Origin of the sequence: Streptomyces sp. NPDC086554, from assembly GCF_040686095.1 — a bacterium.
Classification (GTDB): Bacteria; Actinomycetota; Actinomycetes; order Streptomycetales; family Streptomycetaceae; genus Streptomyces.
The window spans coordinates 39,837-58,610 of the sequence record NZ_JBFBJK010000027.1 but is presented as its reverse complement, the minus strand read 5'-3'; the positions used below and the strand labels follow the sequence as shown (position 1 = coordinate 58,610).

At 66.9% G+C, this 18,774-nt stretch carries 9 protein-coding genes and 1 pseudogene; 6 read left to right on the top strand and 4 right to left on the bottom strand.

The features are described from left to right. The first annotated feature begins 8 nt into the window (after nucleotides 1-8). Together AB0O76_RS34925 and AB0O76_RS34920 are read left to right on the top strand one after the other, a co-directional pair. Nucleotides 9-425, top strand: coding sequence for a MerR family transcriptional regulator (locus AB0O76_RS34925; RefSeq protein WP_365499991.1), 417 nt, complete (start codon nucleotides 9-11; stop codon nucleotides 423-425). Nucleotides 426-491: 66 nt separating this feature from the next. Next, on the top strand, nucleotides 492-1,697 hold the full coding sequence (locus AB0O76_RS34920; protein WP_365499856.1) for an MFS transporter: 1,206 nt from the start codon (nucleotides 492-494) through the stop codon (nucleotides 1,695-1,697). Here AB0O76_RS34920 and AB0O76_RS34915 read toward each other — a convergent pair. Further along, on the bottom strand, nucleotides 1,688-2,443 hold the full coding sequence (locus AB0O76_RS34915; protein WP_365499853.1) for a flavodoxin family protein: 756 nt from the start codon (nucleotides 2,441-2,443) through the stop codon (nucleotides 1,688-1,690). The genes AB0O76_RS34920 and AB0O76_RS34915 overlap by 10 nt on opposite strands. Before the next feature lie 220 nt (nucleotides 2,444-2,663). Here AB0O76_RS34915 and AB0O76_RS34910 point away from each other — a divergent pair, with 220 nt between their 5' ends. Together AB0O76_RS34910 and AB0O76_RS34905 are read left to right on the top strand one after the other, a co-directional pair. Beyond that, on the top strand, nucleotides 2,664-3,596 hold the full coding sequence (locus AB0O76_RS34910) for an endo-beta-N-acetylglucosaminidase H (RefSeq protein ID WP_365499850.1): 933 nt from the start codon (nucleotides 2,664-2,666) through the stop codon (nucleotides 3,594-3,596). Between the two features lie 227 nt (nucleotides 3,597-3,823). After that, the gene (locus AB0O76_RS34905; RefSeq protein WP_365499847.1) at nucleotides 3,824-5,137 is read left to right on the top strand and encodes a cytochrome P450; all 1,314 of its coding nucleotides are present in this window, start codon (nucleotides 3,824-3,826) and stop codon (nucleotides 5,135-5,137) included. 408 nt (nucleotides 5,138-5,545) lie between these two features. On the opposite strand, the gene AB0O76_RS34900 is transcribed toward AB0O76_RS34905, so the two are convergent. Further along, nucleotides 5,546-8,719: a DEAD/DEAH box helicase family protein gene (locus AB0O76_RS34900; protein ID WP_365499844.1), complete on the bottom strand. Its 3,174-nt coding sequence runs from the start codon at nucleotides 8,717-8,719 to the stop codon at nucleotides 5,546-5,548. A gap of 1,254 nt (nucleotides 8,720-9,973) precedes the next feature. After that, a pseudogene (locus AB0O76_RS34895) lies at nucleotides 9,974-11,096 on the bottom strand (APC family permease); the annotation flags it as partial. A 177-nt stretch (nucleotides 11,097-11,273) separates the two neighbouring features. On the opposite strand from AB0O76_RS34895, the gene AB0O76_RS34890 reads away from it, so the two are divergent. After that, entirely contained in the window at nucleotides 11,274-13,451 is a 2,178-nt protein-coding gene (locus AB0O76_RS34890) for an MMPL family transporter (RefSeq protein ID WP_365499841.1), read from the top strand. 422 nt (nucleotides 13,452-13,873) lie between these two features. Further along, nucleotides 13,874-15,937: a LuxR C-terminal-related transcriptional regulator gene (locus AB0O76_RS34885; protein WP_365499838.1), complete on the top strand. Its 2,064-nt coding sequence runs from the start codon at nucleotides 13,874-13,876 to the stop codon at nucleotides 15,935-15,937. A gap of 78 nt (nucleotides 15,938-16,015) precedes the next feature. On the opposite strand, the gene AB0O76_RS34880 is transcribed toward AB0O76_RS34885, so the two are convergent. Beyond that, entirely contained in the window at nucleotides 16,016-18,433 is a 2,418-nt protein-coding gene (locus tag AB0O76_RS34880) for a BREX system ATP-binding domain-containing protein (protein WP_365499835.1), read from the bottom strand. Nucleotides 18,434-18,774 lie beyond the last annotated feature (341 nt).

Genomic DNA, 18,774 nt, shown 5'->3' with positions numbered 1-18,774 from the left:
CGGGCCCGATCGGGCGCAGTTCCGGTACAGGGTCGGGGACGAGCCTTGCGAGTCGCCGTTCGATTCGCTACTACGAGCAACAGGGGTTGCTGGAAGCGGAGCGGACCAGCAAGGGCTGGCGGGAGTACGACGAGCGCGCCGTGCACCGGGTCTTGAACGTCCGGGAGTTGCTCGGGGCGGGGCTCACGGCGGAGGACATCCGGGTGGTGGCGCCGTGCCTGGACATGAAAACCGAGGAGTTCCTGGCGTGTGACAGCAGCCCGGACGGGGTGCTCGCCATGTACGAGCAGCGGCTTTCCGTTGTGGAGGCCAAGGCGGCGGAGTTGCAGCGGCACCGGGCCGAACTGGTGGAACGCATCGCCCGCCTGCGTGCTGACGCGGCAGATACGGACGGCTTCGCGGAGCTGCTGCGCTCCGGCGCTTGACCTTGACCCCGGTGTCACTACCTAACGTGCGACGGACGCATCGCGTTCCGCGGAGGTAGTCGACCGATGAGAAGTGCTGCCCTGCCGGGCTGGCTGTACATCCTGTTCCTGACCATGCTGGCCACGGCCACCGATGAGTTCGTCATCGCGGGTGTGCTGCCCGCTGTCGCGGACGACCTGGGCGTGAGCGTTGCCGCCGCGGGGCAGTTGGTGACGGTGTTCGCCGTGGTCTACGCGGTCGGCGCGCCCGCACTGTCCGTCGTCTGCGAACGATTCCCGAAGCGGACGGTCTTGGTCGTCGGCCTTCTGCTGTTCGTCCTGGCCAACGTGGCGGCGGCAATCTCACCCGGTTACTGGTCACTGATGGCCGCTCGCGTTGTCGCTTCTCTGTGCGCGGCGGTGGTGGCCTCGGCGGTCTTCGCCACGGCGGCGGCCGGGGCACCCGAGGGTGCGCAGGGACGGTACCTGGGCGTGGTGACGGCCGGGATGACCGCCGCACTGTTCAGCGGAGTTCCGCTGGGCTCGTGGCTGGGCGGGGTCTTCGGCTGGCGTGCGACCTTCTGGTCGATCGCCGCCGTCGGGGCGGTCGCGGCGGCGGGCGTGGTGGCCGCGGCCCCGGCCGTGCTCGGTGGCGCACCGGCACCACTGCGCGAGCGCCTCAAGCCGCTGCGTGATCGCTCCGTACTGCGTCTGGTGGCCGTGACGTTCCTTGCGGCGAGCGGTGGGCTGATGTTCTACACCTACCTCGGTCCGTACACGGCCGAGGTAGCGGGAGGCTCATACGGCCTGCTGTCGTTCGTGCTGTTCCTGGTCGGCGCGGCCGGCCTGGCAGGCGCACTCCTTTCGGGGCGGGCGGCGGATTCCTGGGGCCCGCAGCGCAGCCTGCGCCGTGTCCTCGCCGGGCACGCGATCGCGCTCGCCCTTGCCGCCGGGCTCATCTTCAGCGGCATCGGCAACCGGTACGTGCTGACCGCGGTCATCGCCTGCTGGGCCGTCTTCGCCTGGGCGCTCACGCCACCGGTGCAGGGCAGCATCCTGGCCGCCGCGGGCCCTGCCGCCGGGATGACCGCCCTGTCCCTGAACATCTCCGGTCTCTACCTGGGCACGGGCATCGCCGCCGCGGTGGGTGGCGCGGTCGTCGGTACGCTCGGTGTTCCGTACGTTCCGCTGACCGCCGCCGTGCTGATGACGCTCGCCTTCCTGCTGGCCCCGGCCGCACCCCGCCCACGCAACGTGATCTTGAAGACGGCTCAGGGTGCCGCTCAGCGGTAGTCGGGGTTGGGGAAGTCGATGCGGCAGCCGGCGTCCCAAGACGACCGCTGATTGCCGTATGCGGGGAAGCCGCCCGCGTCCTTCAACAGTCGGGCCAGGTGCAGCAGGTTCCAGGTCATGAACGTCGTATTGCGGTTGGTGAAGTCGTTCTCCGGACCGCCCGAGCCAGGGTCGAGATACGAGGGGCCGGGGCCGGCCTCGCCGACCCAGGCGGCATCGGCCTGGGGCGGGATGGCGTAGCCGAGGTGCTGCAGGCTGTAGAGGACGTTCATGGCGCAGTGCTTCGCACCGTCCTCGTTACCGGTGATCAGGCAGCCGCCGACCCGGCCGTAATAGGCGTACTGGCCCTGGTCGTTGAGGATGCTGGAGCAGGCGTAGAGGCGCTCGATGACTTGCTTCATCACCGAGCTGTTGTCCCCGAGCCAGATCGGCCCGGCCAGGACCAGGATGTCGGCGTCCATCACCTGCGAGTACAGGACCGGCCACTCATCGCTCGCCGCCCCGTGTTCGGTCATGTCCGGGTAGACGCCGGGAGCGAGGTCGTGATCGACGGCGCGGATCTCGTCGACCCGCACCCCCTGCTGCTCCATGATCTTCCGGGACAGGTCGATCAGGCCCTGGGTGTGGCTCTGTTCGGGCGACGGCTTGAGCGTCGCGTTGATGAACAGGGCGTGCAGGTCGTCGTAATGCCGTTCGGAATGGGACACAGAAGCTCCTGGCGGGCCCGGCAGTAGTTGCGGGGCCATGCTGCCGTACGAGGCCGAGGACTTGGCGGACGCCGGGGTTGGTCAGCGTGTGCCCGGCCTGAAGCTTGGTGAGCGCGGGGCGTGCTGGTTGAGCCAGGAGTCGTAAAGAGTTTGCGCATGATTCTTGGGATTCGGTCCCGGGAGAGGAAAACTCGGAGGGCTCACTCGGCGCTTTCGAACAGGTCGGGCGCCGACCCATGCGATGGGAGACCGATCAACGATGTTCACTCTGTTACGGAGCAGAGCGCGGACGGCCGCGCTCGCGCTTTCGGCCGTCGCCGCCCTCACCTTCGGCACGACCGCCACGACTGGCGCGGCAGCGGCCCCTGCTCCCGCTCCTGCTCCCGCGAAGAAACAGGGACCGACCTCGGTGGCGTACGTCGAGGTGAACAACAACAGCATGCTGAACGTCGGCAAGTACACCCTCGCCAACGGCGGCGACAACGTCTTCGACGTCGCCGTGATCTTCGCGGCGAACATCAACTACGACACGGGCAAGAAGAAGGCGTATCTGCACTTCAACGAGAATGTGCAGCGCGTCCTCGACAACGCCGCCACGGAGATAAGGCCGTTGCAACAGAAGGGCATCAAGGTCGTCCTCTCGGTGCTCGGTAACCACCAGGGCGCGGGCTTCGCCAACTTCCCGTCCAAGCAAGCGGCTTCGGCGTTCGCGAAACAACTGTCGGACACCGTGACCAAGTACGGCCTCGATGGCATCGACTTCGACGACGAGTACGCCGAGTACGGCAACAACGGCACCGGCCAGCCCAACGACAGCTCGTTCGTGCACCTGGTGACGGCGCTGCGCGCGAACATGCCGGACAAGATCATCAGCCTCTACAACATCGGCCCGGCCGCGTCGCGCCTCTCCTACGGCGGCGTCGACGTCTCGTCCAAGTTCGACTACGCCTGGAACCCGTACTACGGCACCTGGCAGGTCCCCGGCATCGCACTGCCCAAGTCGAAACTGTCGCCGGCGGCCGTCGAGATCGGTGGGACCTCGCAGAGCACGGCCGCCGACCTCGCCCGCCGCACCGTCAGCGAGGGGTACGGCGTCTATCTGACGTACAACCTCGACGGCGCCGACCGCAGCGCCGATGTCTCCGCGTTCACCAGGGAGTTGTACGGCAGTGACGCCGTCTACGCGCCGTAAGGCGACCGCACGCCCCGGCGCGCGGTGCTCCCTCGGAACTTGCCGCATCCCGTAGGGCCCGATCCGTGCAGGCCGCGCCTTCGACAACGATGTCGGGGGCGCGGTGCGGGTTGACCTGGCCGGAGGGGAGGGAAGCGGGGCCGGGGGAAACTGGTTGATACGAGGGCGAGTTGAGGGCCCCTCGGGGCAGACCACCCGAGGGGAGGACCTGCGACAGGAGGCACGTCTTGCGCATCCCCGGCCCCGAGCATCAGGAGGACGGCGGGCTGAGCGCCATTGCGGCTGCGGGCGGGCTGCACCGGCACCAGTTACGCCTGCACGAGGCGTACGGACCAGTCGTGCGCTTCCAACTGCCGGGCGCGGGCACGGCAGTGTCGGTCGCCGACCCCGTGCTTCTGGAAGCCACGGCGCATATCAACAAGCGGCCCGAGAAGCTCTTCGCGTTCCTGGAACCGCTGTGCGAGGCGGGCAATCTGCAAGTGCTGCCCGCCGACGAGCACACACCCTGGCGCCGACTACTGCTCTCGGTGCTCGCCGGACGGCCTGCTCACGAGCGGCACTTCACGCGCTTCACCGAGCTGGCGCGGGAGCTCGCGGATCGCTGGGCCGGGCAGGCCGACGGCGAACCCGTCGAACTGCAAAAGGAGTTGACCGCGCTGTCGCTCCGTATGATCAGCGGGTTCGCGCTCGGCGGCGCGGAAACCGACACGGACCGTGTCGTCGCCGCGTTCGAGGAGGTGCTCACCGAACACCTCGGGCGGCTCTACCAGGTACCGCGGGCCGACCCACGCTCAGCGGAGCGGGCCGAGGAGGCCCTCGCATATCTGCGCGCGACGGTGGACCGCGTGGTGGCGGCCCACCGCTCGGGCGTCCGCACCGATCGCAGCGACCTCATCGGGGCGCTCGTCGAGGCCGGTCAGAGCCCGGCGCGGATCCGGGACACCGTGATGGTGACGCTGCTCGCCGCCCACCACACCACGGGCGTCGCCGTCTCGTGGACGCTGCACCTGCTGGGTCGCCATCCCGAGGTGGCCGATCGCGTCGCCGCCGAACTGGACCAGGTGTTGGGCGAGCGCGCTACGCCCGACTACGGTGATCTGCGGCGGCTCACGTATCTGGACATGGTGCTCAAGGAGTCGATGCGGCTGTTCCCGCCCGGTCCGTACGGCGCACGCGAGACGACCGAGGACCTGGTTCTGGGCCCGTACGAGATCCCGGCCGGGACGACGGTGTTCTATCCGTTCTGGGCTGTGCACCTGAACCCTGAGTACTGGCCCGAGCCGGAGCGGTTCGACCCCGAGCGCTTCACGCCGCAGGAGGTGGCCAAGCGGCCGCGGCTCGCGTACGTCCCCTTCGGGATCGGACCACGCAGCTGCGAGGGCGCCGCTTTGGCCACGGTCGAGGCCCAGCTTGTCCTGACCGTCCTCCTCAAGCGCCTGCGCTTTCGGCCCGCGCCGGGGCACGAAGTGACGCCGGTGGAACGGTTCGTGCTGTGGGCACGGGACGGGATCCGGATGAGGGTGCGACCACGGGACCTCTAGGGCGCAAAGGCGCCTGACGGGCAAAGGCCCAGGTCAGGCGCCTTTCCTCGTACCCTTAGAAGAAGCCGAGCTTCTGCGGCGAGTACGACACAAGGAGGTTCTTCGTCTGCTGGTGGTACAGCAGCTGCACCCATGTTGACCAGGCAAAACGATACTTGGCGCAGCCTTCGGTCGGAGACTGGTCCGGAAATGGTCCGGATCTTGTGTTCTCGGCTACCGGCTATCCGTGGCGACCATCACGTTGGCGCTGCTCGCTACATCCGTTTGTGCAGGAGTTGCTGGTTGCCCGTTGTCGTCGGCGGAGCGGCTATCTGTCCCCCCCCCCAAGACCCCGCGGGCGGCGCAGGCTACCGCGAAACGGGGAGAGTTCACCTCGGCCGGAGGAAGCCAGCAGGCTCCGCTGTGGATCTACCGGCTGCAGTAGACGGTGAAGTCGCCCGAACTGACGTCCCGGACGAACTTCTCCGCGCCTGCGAGCAGCAGGAGCTGCTCGTCGGTGGCTTGGCCGGCCTGAAGGCCAGGCTGGGCGATGACGGTGTGAAAGCGGGGCCGCAGCAGGTGGGCCTGGTCGCGGATGGCAAACATTTCCTTGCGGCCGCCGATTTCGAAGGGGGAGACGCCGGGGTTGCGCCGGAGGTACTTGGTGGCCCGGTCGGCCAGATGGTTCAGAAGGCGCAACCCGTTCTGACGCCGCCACTTGGCACCACGCATGGCCTGGCCGCACACCTCGTACAGATCGTCCAGGCGTGTCCCGGGGGTGGACTTGGAGGAGTACTTGCAGTGCACGAGCGTCACATCCAGGTAGCGGCCGTCGACCTTCAGCCCCACGAGATCTGCCGCTTCACCCGAGCCGTCGTCGTCGAGCAGGACGTCGAAGGAGCCGCAGGCACGCAAATGGGCTGACGTGTAGTACTGGATCGAGTCGGTTCGACGCTCAGGGCGCTGTGACTCCTTGCTGAGGTCCACGCCCTCCCACTCCAGCGGCGTGAGCAGCGCCGGGTCGTAGGGGCGACGCGTATAGCGCGGGGCGAAAAGCCTGCCCTCTTCGTCGATGAGACGGTCACCCTCCAGGAACAGGTCAGGCCTGTGTGCGTTGAGCCATTCCTCCAGCTGTTGCGGCTGTGCTGTCCGGCCGCTGCCGACAACGACGGCGTCCTGCTGGCGCGGGCGGTAGACCAGGCCTTTGGCGCCGTAGTCGGCCTCGTAGCCGACGCGCCAGGCCGGAGACGTGAGAGAGAACAGGAACGGACCGGTGGTGGAGTAGTCGTCGACCTCGAAGTCCACGTCGGTGAGCGGGTAGCTGCGATCGTCGTAGGTGAGGGTATAGCGGTCGCGGGAGCCCAGGTAGACCTGCTCCCAGGGCCACTCCACGCCGAGCAGCACGTACGGCGGTCGCTCGGTGATGTCCTCGGGGATGATGAACCCGTCGAAGACCTGCTCCAGGTTGATGGTGCTGTCCAGCAGCTTAGTGCCCTGCCTGTCGCACCAGTCGGTCCAGGCCTTCAGACTCGGGGCGGTGGCGGGAGACCAGAACCGCCCCGAGTGCGCGGCGCTGATCGAGACACTGTCACCGTCGTCGAAACCGGACGCGGCGATGTGGGTCTGGCTTTTGTGTTCCTGGGAGGTGGTGAAGCCCTGCGAGACGTCACTTCCGACGTGCAGGGAGAAGCGCGTGAAATAGTCCCGGGCATCTTTCAGGCCCACGTTGGTCGGCACCAGCCGGTCCAGGCGGGCCAGCACTCGGAAAGTCTGCTTGCCACCGATCAGCTCGGAGTCCTCGCCTAGCACCGCCTCGGCCAGCTCGCGGTACGTACCCGACTTCTCCGAGCCATGGATGTACAGCAGCCGCCGGGTGGTGTCGAAGTACAGCACGATCAGTTCGTAGACGACCTGTTCCAACTCCTGCGGAGCGCCCCAGCGCACGGGGGTGCGCCGCTCAATGACGTACCAGGCAACGGGAGAGACCTCGCCGCCCAGAGCCATGGCGTCGTCCAGGACACGCTCGTTGCCCTTGCAGAGCAGGAGAGCGGCCTCGGGGCTCCACTGCGGGGTGGCCGCGCGGTAGGCGACCGCGCTCATCTTGGGCTCCAGCACGCTGACCGCCACATCACCCGGTGCGCCGTTGAACGTGGTGTCGAAGGCGCTGGTCTCCTCCGCAGCCAGAGTGGCCCGGTCGGTCAGGTCGCGCAGCAGATGGTTCCAGTCGGCGTCCTCGCGCAGCAGTCGGCGCAGCGGTGAGGTGCCGGAGCCCGGCTCCTGCGCGACGAACACGGTGGCCTCGCCCAGCCCCTCCGCGGCCCGTGTGAACCGGCCGATGAACTGGATCATCGGACTCAGGCTCTTGCGAGCCGCATGCACTGCCGCGATCTTCAGTGCGGGTTCGTCGAAGCCCTCCCCGAGCATGTCGACGCAGATGATGATGCGGCACTCGCGCGTTCGCAGCGCCTCCAGGGCAGCCTTGCGGAGCCTGACGCCCACGTTCTGGTGCACCACTAGAGGCCCGAGGTCGGGGGCCAGTTCCTGGTAGAGCGCACCCAGTTCCTCGGCCTTCGGAATGCTCTCGGCCCGCGCCATCATCAAGTGGTCGTACCCGTCGGCCCGATCGGCGCGCAGCTGGTTCACGGCCAGCTCGGCAAGCTCCCGGTCGACGTCTTCGACACCGAACACCGCCCGGTAGTTGATGCGTCTGAAGTACTCCAGGCGCTGGGCTTCGCGCAGCGGAAACCGAAACACGGTACGGCCGGGGAGCCGGCGGCCGTCCTCCCTAAACGGTGTGGCGGTGAACAACAGCACCGCACGGTCGGCGAAGTCGTCGATCACCCGCGCCCAGGTATCAGCAGGGGAGTGGTGGGCCTCGTCCACGATCAGATGGGAGAACGACGACAGCAGCGACGTCCGCACGTTGCCCACGCTCTTGTTGAGGATGTGGGGGGTGGCGACGACGACATTGCAGGCCGCAACGAACCGGGCCGCCTCGTCTGGGTCCTTTAACCCGTGCTCGAGCCGGCCCACCCGCGGTCGCAGCGCAGTGGGAGCCACGATCTGCTCCTGCTGCAGTACGCCCAGGCTCTCGAACTTCGCCGCGATCTGGTCCCTCAACGCCGCACTGGGCACCAACACCAGCAGTCGTTCCATCCGCGCGGCCACCAGCAGGGCCAGCATGGTCTCGGTCTTGCCGGTCCCGGTGGGCATGACGACGATCCCCGGATCGTTCAGACCGGAGGCCCAGTGCCCCAGCACCGCATGCAGAGCACCGACCTGCGGGCGGCGCAGGCTGCGCGGCTCACCGTGCGGACGAAAACCGATGGCTTCCCGGTACGACTCCACCACCGTCTGCGGGGTGCAGTCGAGGCTGCCCACCCAGCGCACATCCCGGCCGGAGGGGCCGGGCAGCACGGCTGTTAGTTCCCCGGAGATTTCGGCCGCGGTGCACACGGCGGGCCAGTCTCCGTAGACGTTGGAGACGCGCAGGAGCCCCTCCTGCCCGGTGACCTCCAACGTGCGGCCGGGAACCAACAGCTGGCGGACCTTGTTGCGCCCGAATCTCTCTTCAGCCCACACAGGCTGCGTATTCACGTTCATTCGCGATGCTCTCTGGTGCTGACCGAGGCGACAGCCCCCGGTGGTTCGGTTGTCGTTACTGCGGAACGCGGTGGCCGCCTGCTGTCTGGCATGTCCGGCGCCCGTCATTTGGCCCGCAGCGCCCTGCTCCTCGGCCGACGTCATCCACGCAGCCACAGAAGCGGTGTAGGAGAAGCACGGGGCGCCCAGGCCTAGGCCGGAGGGGAACTGCCTGTTGCACCCGTCCTTCCAGCGGTCCGGCTGGGCCCGGAGGGACGCGCGACGCCCCCGGCGTTCCGGGAGCCTGCGGGAGCGGCGATGGCCAGATGCGTTCTTTCAGCGTTGTCGATCGGTGTGCACCGTCAGACCGCTGTCGGTGGCTGAGGGTTGTAGAGCATCCCGGACTGCATGGCGCGAGACAATAACCACTGGGGCGGCAGTTACAAGTGGTTATCCCGATGACAGAATGTCGCCGTGGACGTTGAGGAGTACGAGGAGTTCTGGGTGGATCTCCGATCACCCCGTATGGCTTCGCCCGCGCTGTAGGCCGAGAGCGCGGGCGGCCGCGGAGACTAGGATGAGCTGGTGTTCTCTACGTAGGTCCTTCTCGAGGATTGCTGTAACGGGGCCCTCGAATGGGATGCCAACTGGGATCAGTGGGGGCCTCAGAGGGGCATTGAGGCTTCGCTACGCACCTTGGCGGGGGGACACGTCACCTGGCAGGCGACGTCCAGGTAGATCACAGAATCCGAGCCGCACTGACACGACTTGGCGACGTGGCGTCCCGCCCCCTCAAGGGCCGACGCGGTTCGACTGTCCCCGCCCGGACTTCGGTGAGTCGGGCTTGGAGCGTAGACGGCCCAAGCTCCCTGCGATGTTTGGGACGCACTGCACGCGGTGAGTCCTTGGCGGCTTGACCGGTCGTCGCACCGGCCGCCGCGCGTTCCATCGGGAGCATGACCCCGCACGATGGGTATCCCAGCGACCTGTCGGACGAACGCTGGCAGTTGATCGAACCGGTCCTCTCCGCTTGGCGGGCCCACACCACCGCTACCGGCCTACGACGGGCCGGTAGCTGGTTACACGCATGCCGGTATTACTCGTCTCAGAGTGGGATCTGCCGCATGGCCAGCACTGTGCCGTCCCGGCTGATCGAGACAACGCCGCCCCAGATGTGGTCCCAGGATGTCCCATATTCCTTGGCCCTTCTCGCATGGATCCGCTGTCGGTAGGCGGCTAAATCGGCCTGTCGTCTGGGCTCTTTCCTGGTGATGAGGGAAGGCTGAAGGCGAGCAGCAGGCAGCCGACCACGCCGAGGACGGGGACGGCGCGTGGCGGCCGTCCCTCGCCCGGGGTCAGGGTCCAGGCGGCGGCGTTGGCGATGGCGCAATAGGCGAGTACGCCGAAGGAGGAGAAGCCGATCGCCCCGCGCAGGTCGGCGAACGCGACGAGGATCACCACGGCGGTACCGACGGCGAGTTCGGCCCGGTGGGGGACGTTGTAGCGCGGGTGGACGGCAGCCAGCGCGTGCGGCAGGTGACGGTCGCGGGCCATCGCGAGAGTGGTGCGCGAGATGCCGAGGACGAGAGCGAGCCGCGAGCCGAGCGCGGCGAAGGCGGCACCGACGCGCACCACCGGAACCAGGGCGGGGACCCCGGCCGCGCGCACCGCGTCCGCGAGAGGCGCGGTGGCGTCGGCCAGGCTGCCGGGGCCGAGCACGGCGAGGACTGCTGTGGCGACCGCCGCGTCCACCACCAGCGTGATGCCCAGGGCCAGGGGGATCGCGCGGGGGATGGTGCGCCGCGGGTCGCGGATCTCTTCGCCGAGCGTGGCGATACGCGCGTACCCGGCAAAGGCGAAGAACAGCAGCCTGCAGCACGCCGCCGACGCTCGCGTCGCCACCCAACTCAAGGCGGGAGACGTCTGTTTGACAACTGGCGAAGGAGGCGATGACGACGGCGGCGAGGATCGCGATGACCAGGGCGACGATGGTGCGGGTCAGCCAGGCGGACTTCTGGATGCCGACGTAGTTGACGGCGGTCAGGGCCACCACGGCGGCGATCGCGACCGCGCGCTCGTGTCCGGGCCAGGCGTAGGCGCCCGCCGTGAGGGCCATGGCCGCGCAGGATGCGGTCTTGCCGATGATGAAGGCCCAGCCCGCGAGGTAGCCCCAGAAGTCGCCGAGCCGAGCCGATGATGTGGCGTTGCAGTACGCGACCACCGTCTCCGCGGCGAGGCCGACGAGCAGGCCCGAACCGGCGGCACGGGCGGCGGGGGCGAACGCTGCGAAGATCCCTGCGCCGATCATCGACCCGAGGCCGATGACCACGGCGTCGCTCACTCCCAGCCGTCGTTGCAGTCGGGGGGGGGCGCCTGTGGCGGCGGGCGGAGTGCTCATCGACGGCTCCTAGGCGGCGAAAAGGTTGTGCGAACTCGCGGAACTCCTGCGACTACTGCGGAAGGAGTACAGCATCCGTGGTAGCGACAGCTGCAGAGTGCCTGCGTCTGCACGTCGACGCACTGGGGCGTGATCTCGAGTATGGAGCGGAACGCTCAACGACTCGAGGAGAAGACGATGGCATCCGAGACTGCCCGTACGGATGGAGCTCTGGCGGGACTAGCCCGGTTCTGCTATCAGCGCCGCCGCTTGGTCCTGCTGACCTGGATCGTCGGCGTGATCGCCCTCGCGTTTGTCGGGTTCGGCTTCGGCGCTGCCTCCGACAACGACTTCACCGGTGGCGACTCCGATTCCGCCAAGGCGCAGGTTCTGGTCGAGAAGCACTTTCCCGAGCAGCAAGGAGACACGCTGACTCTCGCGATCAAGGCGGAGAAGGGGATCGACGATCCCGCCGTCCGCGAGAAGATCGAGAAAGTCGTCGCCGATCTCGATAAGTCGAAGATCACCGGGCCGGTGACTTCACCGTATCAGGACAAGGACCTGGTGACGGAGGACCGTCGTATCGCTCGTACGACGATCCCGCTCACCGACCAAGACGTGGACAAGGCCGATGTCAAGCCACTGGTGACCACGGTCAAGGACGCCTCCGGTGACGGTGTGATGCTGGGTCTCGGCGGGGACAAGGCGGAGAAGGCCGAGACGCCCAAGCAGGGTCCGGCCGAGAGCGTCGGCGTCCTCGCGGCAGCGGTGATCCTGTTCATCGCCTTCGGATCGCTGGTGGCGATGGGTCTGCCGATCGTGACCGCCCTGATGGCGATCCTCGGCGGAATCGCCCTCATCAAGCTCGTGGGACACATCGTCCCTTCGCCGGACTTCACCGTGCTCGTAGCCGCGTTGATCGGGCTAGGTGTCGGCATCGACTACGCACTCTTCATCGTGACGCGCTACAAGGAGAGCCTGCAGGAGGGGGACGAGCCTGAGACCGCGACGGTCAAGGCCATCACCACCGCGGGTCACGCGGTGCTCTTCGCCGGTACGACCGTCGTGCTCGCCCTGCTCGGCCTGGTCACCATGGGGCAGCGGCTGATGACCGGTGTGGCCATCGGCGCGTCGGTGACCGTCCTGGTGACGATGATCGCCGCGGTGACCCTGCTGCCGGCGTTCCTCGGCTTCACCGGCCACAAGATCAACTCGCTGCGCCTGCCCCGCCGTACGGCCCGCCAGAGCAAGCACACCGATGTCCCGTCCCGGGAGCGTCGTACCCCCGCCGAGCGCTGGGCCGGCGTGGTGCAGCGCAAGCCGCTGGTCGCCGCGCTCCTGGCGGGCGCGGGCCTGCTGGTGCTTGCGGCCCCCGCGCTTTCGATGCGGCTGAGCCTGCCCGATGCCAGTGTCCAGCCCCGTGACAGGAGCAGCTACACCTCGTACGAGATCCTCTCGGAGGGCTTCGGCCCCGGCTACGGCGCACCCTTGGTCTTCGCCACCGAGGTCGGCTCGAAGGACGCCGATCTGGCGCCCGTTGTCGACGCGGTCAGGAAGACCGAAGGCATCGCCTATGCGACGCAGCCGCGGCTCAGCAAGGACCAGCAGGCCGCCATCTTCATGGCCTTCCCCAAGACCGGGTACCAGGATGAGGCGACCGCGGACCTGGTGCACCAGCTGCGCGACACCACGCTGACCAAGGCGGCAGGGGGCGAAGACGTCTATGTCGGCGGCCCGAACGCCGGCGCGATCGACTTCGCCGAGGAGACGAGCTCACGCCTGCCCTTCATGATCGCGATCGTCATCGTGATGTCCTTGCTGCTGCTGATCGCGCTGGTCCGCTCGGTCACGATCGCCCTGCAGGCCGCTGTGATGAACCTGCTGTCGATCGGTGCCGCGTACGGCGTCCTGGTAGCGGTCGTGCAGTGGGGATGGCTCGGCTCGGCTCTCGGGTTCCCCACCGAAATGCCGATCACGACCTGGGTGCCGATGATGATGTTCCCGGTCCTGTTCGGTCTGTCGATGGACTACGAGGTCTTCCTGATCTCGCGGGTCCGCGAGGAGTACGAGCGCACCGGCGACACCCGGATCGCCGTGACGCGTGGTCTGGCGCGTACCGCCAAGGTCATCACGGCTGCGGCCGCCATCATGATCGCCGTCTTCACGACCTCGCTGCTCGGCCCGGACGTCTCGATCAAGCAAATCGGTCTGGGCATGGCCGTGGCCGTGTTCATCGACGCCACCGTAATCCGGATGGTCCTCGTCCCCGCGGTGATGGAGCTGTGTGGCAAGGCCAACTGGTGGATGCCGGGCAGTCGGGCACAGAAGGTGACGCCGGCTTCCAAGACCGGGGTCGAGGAAGAGGCCAGGGTCTGACTCTTCCCTGTGCTGCTTATCTGAAAGACAAGGACTGTCGCACAGGCGCTAAAAAATTTCGCAAAGCGCCTATCGGGTTAATCGGCGAAAGCCCCCGATCCAATGGGATCGGGGGCTTTCGCGTCGCTGATTGCCCGTCACATGTTCGCCACAAGCCGCCGATTGGTTGCCTTTGTCTACCACCCTCGCGTGCAGGAGCGGAAGTCTCGGGCCGTGACATTTGTCATGTGTCGCATCAAGCGAAAGTAATGCGGAGAACCATGGAAAAGACATCCTGCTGGCGTGACAGAACATCTATGGAAACACCCGGAAATTCAGGCCATGATTTCGCTATACTGGCCAAAATGATTCGGACGGTACTTCGAGCGCTCTTTCAAGTCGTACGAACATAACGGGGTGGGGTTATGGCAACGGGGCCGACGATGGAGAACCAAAAGATAGGTGTCGCAACCAGAACTGAAAATGTGGTGAAGCGGCTGGTCCTCGCATCCTTGGGTGAAGGCGCCGACGAACAGTTCCTACGGGAAATTCTCGGGGCTGACGTAGGTCAAGAAGTACTCGAGTTCGCGGCCGGCGCCGGCGGAGATCGTCGTTTGCTCGCGGAGCTCATGATCGGGCTGGAAGAAGAAGGGATCGTTCAGGAGCGTGATGGTGCCGTTGAGTTGACTGTACGACGGATTCCGCTTCGCGTTCTGGAGTTTGTCAAGCACCGGTTGAGCGGGCTGAGTACGAGCTGCCAGCAGTTTCTGAAGGTCGCAGCGGTCTTTGGGAGGTCCTTCATGTTGGAGGACGTGTCCAAGATGTTGGACCGGTCGTCGGCCACCTTGCTGCCGCCCTTGGATGAAGCCATGGAGGCAGGCTTCGTGGTTGCGGTCGAGCGTCAATTGGAATTCCATAGCGAATTCCTCTTGCGAGGGGTAATTCACTCCATCCCAGTCCCCGTGCGCAGCGCATTGCAGCGCGAGGCCATGGGGCATTCCGGGAGACGTCCGCCGACCTACGAACAGCAACTCTGGATGGCCAAGCGCCCGGCTGAACCGTCGTATGAGGCCAGAGAAGAATCCGGCGAGGTCTATTCAAGAGCTCACGGCCTGATAATGAGCGGAAAGGCGACAGCCGGAATACGCGCAGCGGAACGCAAGCTCGCGAGCTCCAGTGTTTCGGCAGCGGCCCGACTTGATGCCGAAGCATCTGTGATCCTCGGCCACTTCCTGCTCGGCAATGAGGAGGCCGATAGGTATTCCGAGAGAATTCTTCGGGAGCGAGAACCTGAGCAAGGTGATATTGCTGCTTTGATGGCGCTGACGACGCTCTCCAATGCTCGCTGGTGCGCCGGGGAGTTGGCTGAAGGCATCAGCCTGGGGCGTACTGCGGTGCGCTACAGCGATGGATCCGACCCGGTTTGGGGTCTGCATTTCAAGCTCGCTCTGGCCGGGAAGCTGGCAAACCTTCGCGAATTCGACCAGGCCGAATCGCTGATCAACGAGGCGGAAGCCGGCCTTCGGGAACTTCCCACGCAGGTCTGGACTGCCGCGCCTGCCGCCATGCGGTCCCGGTTGTTTCTGCAGTCCGGACGTTTTGGGGATGCCCGTCGTGAAGCGGAGATCGTGACCGCCGCGGCGGAGCGGGACGCCGTACCCGTGTTCCGGCCCCTCGCGTACTCCGTCCTCAGCACAGTCGCCCTCTACATGGGGGATCTGCCTACGGCCGCTGAGCAATTGGGGCGTCTGCACAGTGAGTTGGTCTTGGATCAAACAGTACTGCACTCCACGCAGTACGCCTGGACGGAATTGCGCATCGCCGTCAAGAGAGAAGGGCCGCGGGCGGCCATCGATCTGCTGTCCGGCAAGTACAGCCACCTTGCCACCCGGCGGAGCCTGTACGTCGAGGATCCGGGGGCTGCCGCATTCCTGGTCCGCCTGGCGCTCGACGTGGGTGACACCGGCCTCCAGCGCAGTGTGCTCGAAACCGTGAGAAGCCTCGCGGAGGACAACCCTGGGATTTCTGTCGTCAGTCTCGGTGCTGTGCACGCCCATGCATTGGCGAACGGCGACCCGGGAGCCTTGGCGCGCGTCATAGCGCAGTCACCGGATCCCATCTCGGTCGCTTTGGCGACGGAGGAGCTCGCCAAGCTCTATGCCGCCGCAAAAGGACCTGCAAGGAAGTGGAAGAGCAATCCAGTTGCTCCGGATCCGCTGCTTGCTGATTCTCAAGAAGAAGGCGGCACGCAGCTGAGCGCTGTCTGCTGGTCCGGTCTCTCTGACATGGAGCGACGCATCTCCTATCTGGTGAGCGTAGGTCTTACCAACCGTCAGATCGCCAAACGGGTCCACCTTTCTGCGCACACCGTGAACTACCATCTCAGAAAGGTTTACAAGAAGTTGGGCATCAATACCCGAGTCGAGCTTGCACGTGGAGCGGCCAGCTATTCGAGCAGAGCTGCCATCTATTCGATGGAAGGCGAAGAGCTCGGCGAGGCTCTCTGACGGGTGAGCCCCTCGGAGGGTTGATGCCCTGGGACGGCGGCCGGGTAAGGCGCATTGCGCCCCCGGCCGCCGCTCTGGTCAGCTTGCGGATCCACACCGATGCGAGGTCGCCATGGCCGGTGGGAAAGCCTCGTGTGCGATGAAGTGCTTGGTCAGTTCGACGCGACTGTTGATGTCGAGTTTGGAGAACACGCGCCGCAGATGGCTGTCGACGGTGTGGGGCGACAGGAACAACACGCTCGCCGCTTCTCTGTTGGTCTTGCCGTCGACGATCGCCTGTACGACGCGGAGCTCCGCGCCCGTGAGGCTTTCCCAGCCCGACTTGGGCAGTTCGGCACCCGGGCCGCGTACCTGCTGCATGCCGAGGTGACGTGGCTTCTTCTGGACCCGTGCCGCGTCCTCGAGTGCGAGGCCCGCCGCCAGCGGGCGTCCGGCGAGCCGATAGAGCTCGGCGGCGTGGTGCAAGGCGGCCGTGTCGTCGCGCAGGACGCCCTCGGCGTGTTCGGCGCCGGCCGCCAGGGACCACACCCCCGGATTACGCTCGGCCGTGCGACGGGCGAGATCGGCCGCTCGTCGAGCTTCCGCGCCGAGCCCCGCCTGCACGGCCAGGTGGACGAGCGTTGCCGCCGCCGTCGGGACCTCGGCAAAGAGCAGCGGGTCGGGCGGGGCGTGCCCCTCGGGGCTGATCAAGCTCCGGACCGTCATCGCCGGACGCCCACTCGCCGCGTGGAATCGGGCGAGCACCCAATCAAGGCGGGCCCTGTCGGCTGATGCGTCACCTGTCACGAGCCGTTCCGTCGCTCGCAACTGTTCACCGGCGGTGGCGAGATCGCCGTTGTGCAGGCTGATCCGGGCGACGACGAGCCGTGCGGGCACGGAGTCCTCCGGCGCGGACCGGTCCGCGGGGCGAAGCGCCTTCTCGGCTTCGACACGCGCTTCCTCAAGTCGGCCTTCCGCAGCGAGGACTTCGGCACGGTGCCCGTACCACAAGGCTTCGGACCAGGGCTCGCCCGGCTTCTCGGCCTCCTGCTTGATGACAGCACAGACGGCTGCCGCCTCCTCGAACTGATCGGCCGCGACGAGCCCCCGGACCAGCCAGGTCCACAGCGGGCGTTCGCATGTGCCGCAGTACGTCGGGGTCGGGGCCGGCTGTGCCGTGTCGGCCGCAGCGGTCGCATACGCAGCGGGGCGCAGGGCGATGTCCGTGAGGCGGCCGGCTTCGGTGCCCTGCCCCGCTCCTGCCAGCAGGTGCACCGCACGAGCCAGCGTTCGCGGTGCTTCGTCGAACAGATCGTGCAGAGCCGAGACGGCCCGAGCCACCACAGTGTCACAGCCGCACAGGGGGGAGCGTGGAGCCGGTGAACTGGGGGGCGCAGTGGAAGGCACGACGGAAGACGCGGCAGAGGGCATGGCGGAAGACTCGGCAGAGGCCATGACCCCTGAGCGCTCCGACTCTTGAAACGCGGCTTCCTGCAGCGCTTCCCCGACGACCTCATGGGCGAACGTCAGCTCTCTGCCCTCCTTTCGCATCAAGCCCTCCCGCACCGCCAAGTCGGCGCTAGGGGACAGATCGAGGGCGGATTCGCCGAGCATGGCTGCCGCTTCTTCGACCGTGAACGAGCGCCCGATCCTCCCGCCGCACACGAGCAGACGCCGCACCGCGGCCGGCACCTCGTCCAGCAGGCGGCCGACCGCGGTGAGGACACCCTTGGGCATGCGCTCGGCCGCCACTGACGCCGTGCCGTTGACGATGATCACCTCGCCGGCTTGGACGAGCGCGCTGAACAAGCTCTCCACCAGCAACGGGTTTCCGCCGCAGCGAGCCGCCCAACTGAGCGCGGACGAGTCAGGTTTGGCGCCGAGCACGCTGGTGCACAACTCGGCCACGGCCTCGTTGTCCAGCGCCCCCAGATAGAGCCGCACCGCGGAGTGATCGGCCAGCCAGTCGATGGCGTGCTGGGCCATGGAGGATGTGGGATCCGGTCGGCGTGAGAGCAGCCAGAACACCGGTGACGAAGCGAGCGACCGCACGAGCTCGCGCAGGACCAGGCCATTGACATCGTCCACTTGCTGGGCATCGTCGAGAACGATCACGAGGGGGTGCCTGCGCGCCGCGGTCTCGACCAGCCGACCCATTCGGTCGATCAACCAGAAGGGGTTCCTGCCCGGCCGTACCAGATCATCGAAATCGGCCTCGCCGGGCATCACTTGCTGCAGCAGGTTGATGAGCAGGTGAATGGGGGCCGTTCGATGGGTTCCGCTCGCCCGCCCGGCGGCCACGGCCAGGCCGCGTTCAGCGGCCTCCAGAGCCGTGGCCTGCAGCAGGCGGGTCTTTCCGGTGCCGAGCGGGCCGTCGACGACGACGCAGCCGCCGCCGCCCTGTGCGGTGGAATCCAAATGTCTGCCCAACGCGGACAGCGCGTTTTCACGCCCTACCAATAGATTCATCATTACCCCCGTCTTGCGGAGAATTATCTGACGCACGACATGAGCCACGACATGAGCAAGGCAATAAAGGATCGTCGAGCTGCGTCGCGGTGTTCAACTGTCCGGATGGGTCAGTTGAACACCGGGGAGTCACACCGCAGACGCCTGCTCTCCCGTCCGACTGCGGCGTGCCGGAAGATGCAGCGTAATCGCTGAGGCGTGAATTTCTGTACGGCTGGGCACTACTCGCACGGGTAGTGGGCAGGGCGCCGCATTGCGAATACTGTCGTGCCGTATTGACGCCGGTCCCCCGGCGCCGCTCAACCGGGTTCATCTCGCCGTCCTGTGCAATGAACACCGGAACCCCCCGCGCTCGGCGTGCTGTTATCTCAGCGAATTCATGGGAGACC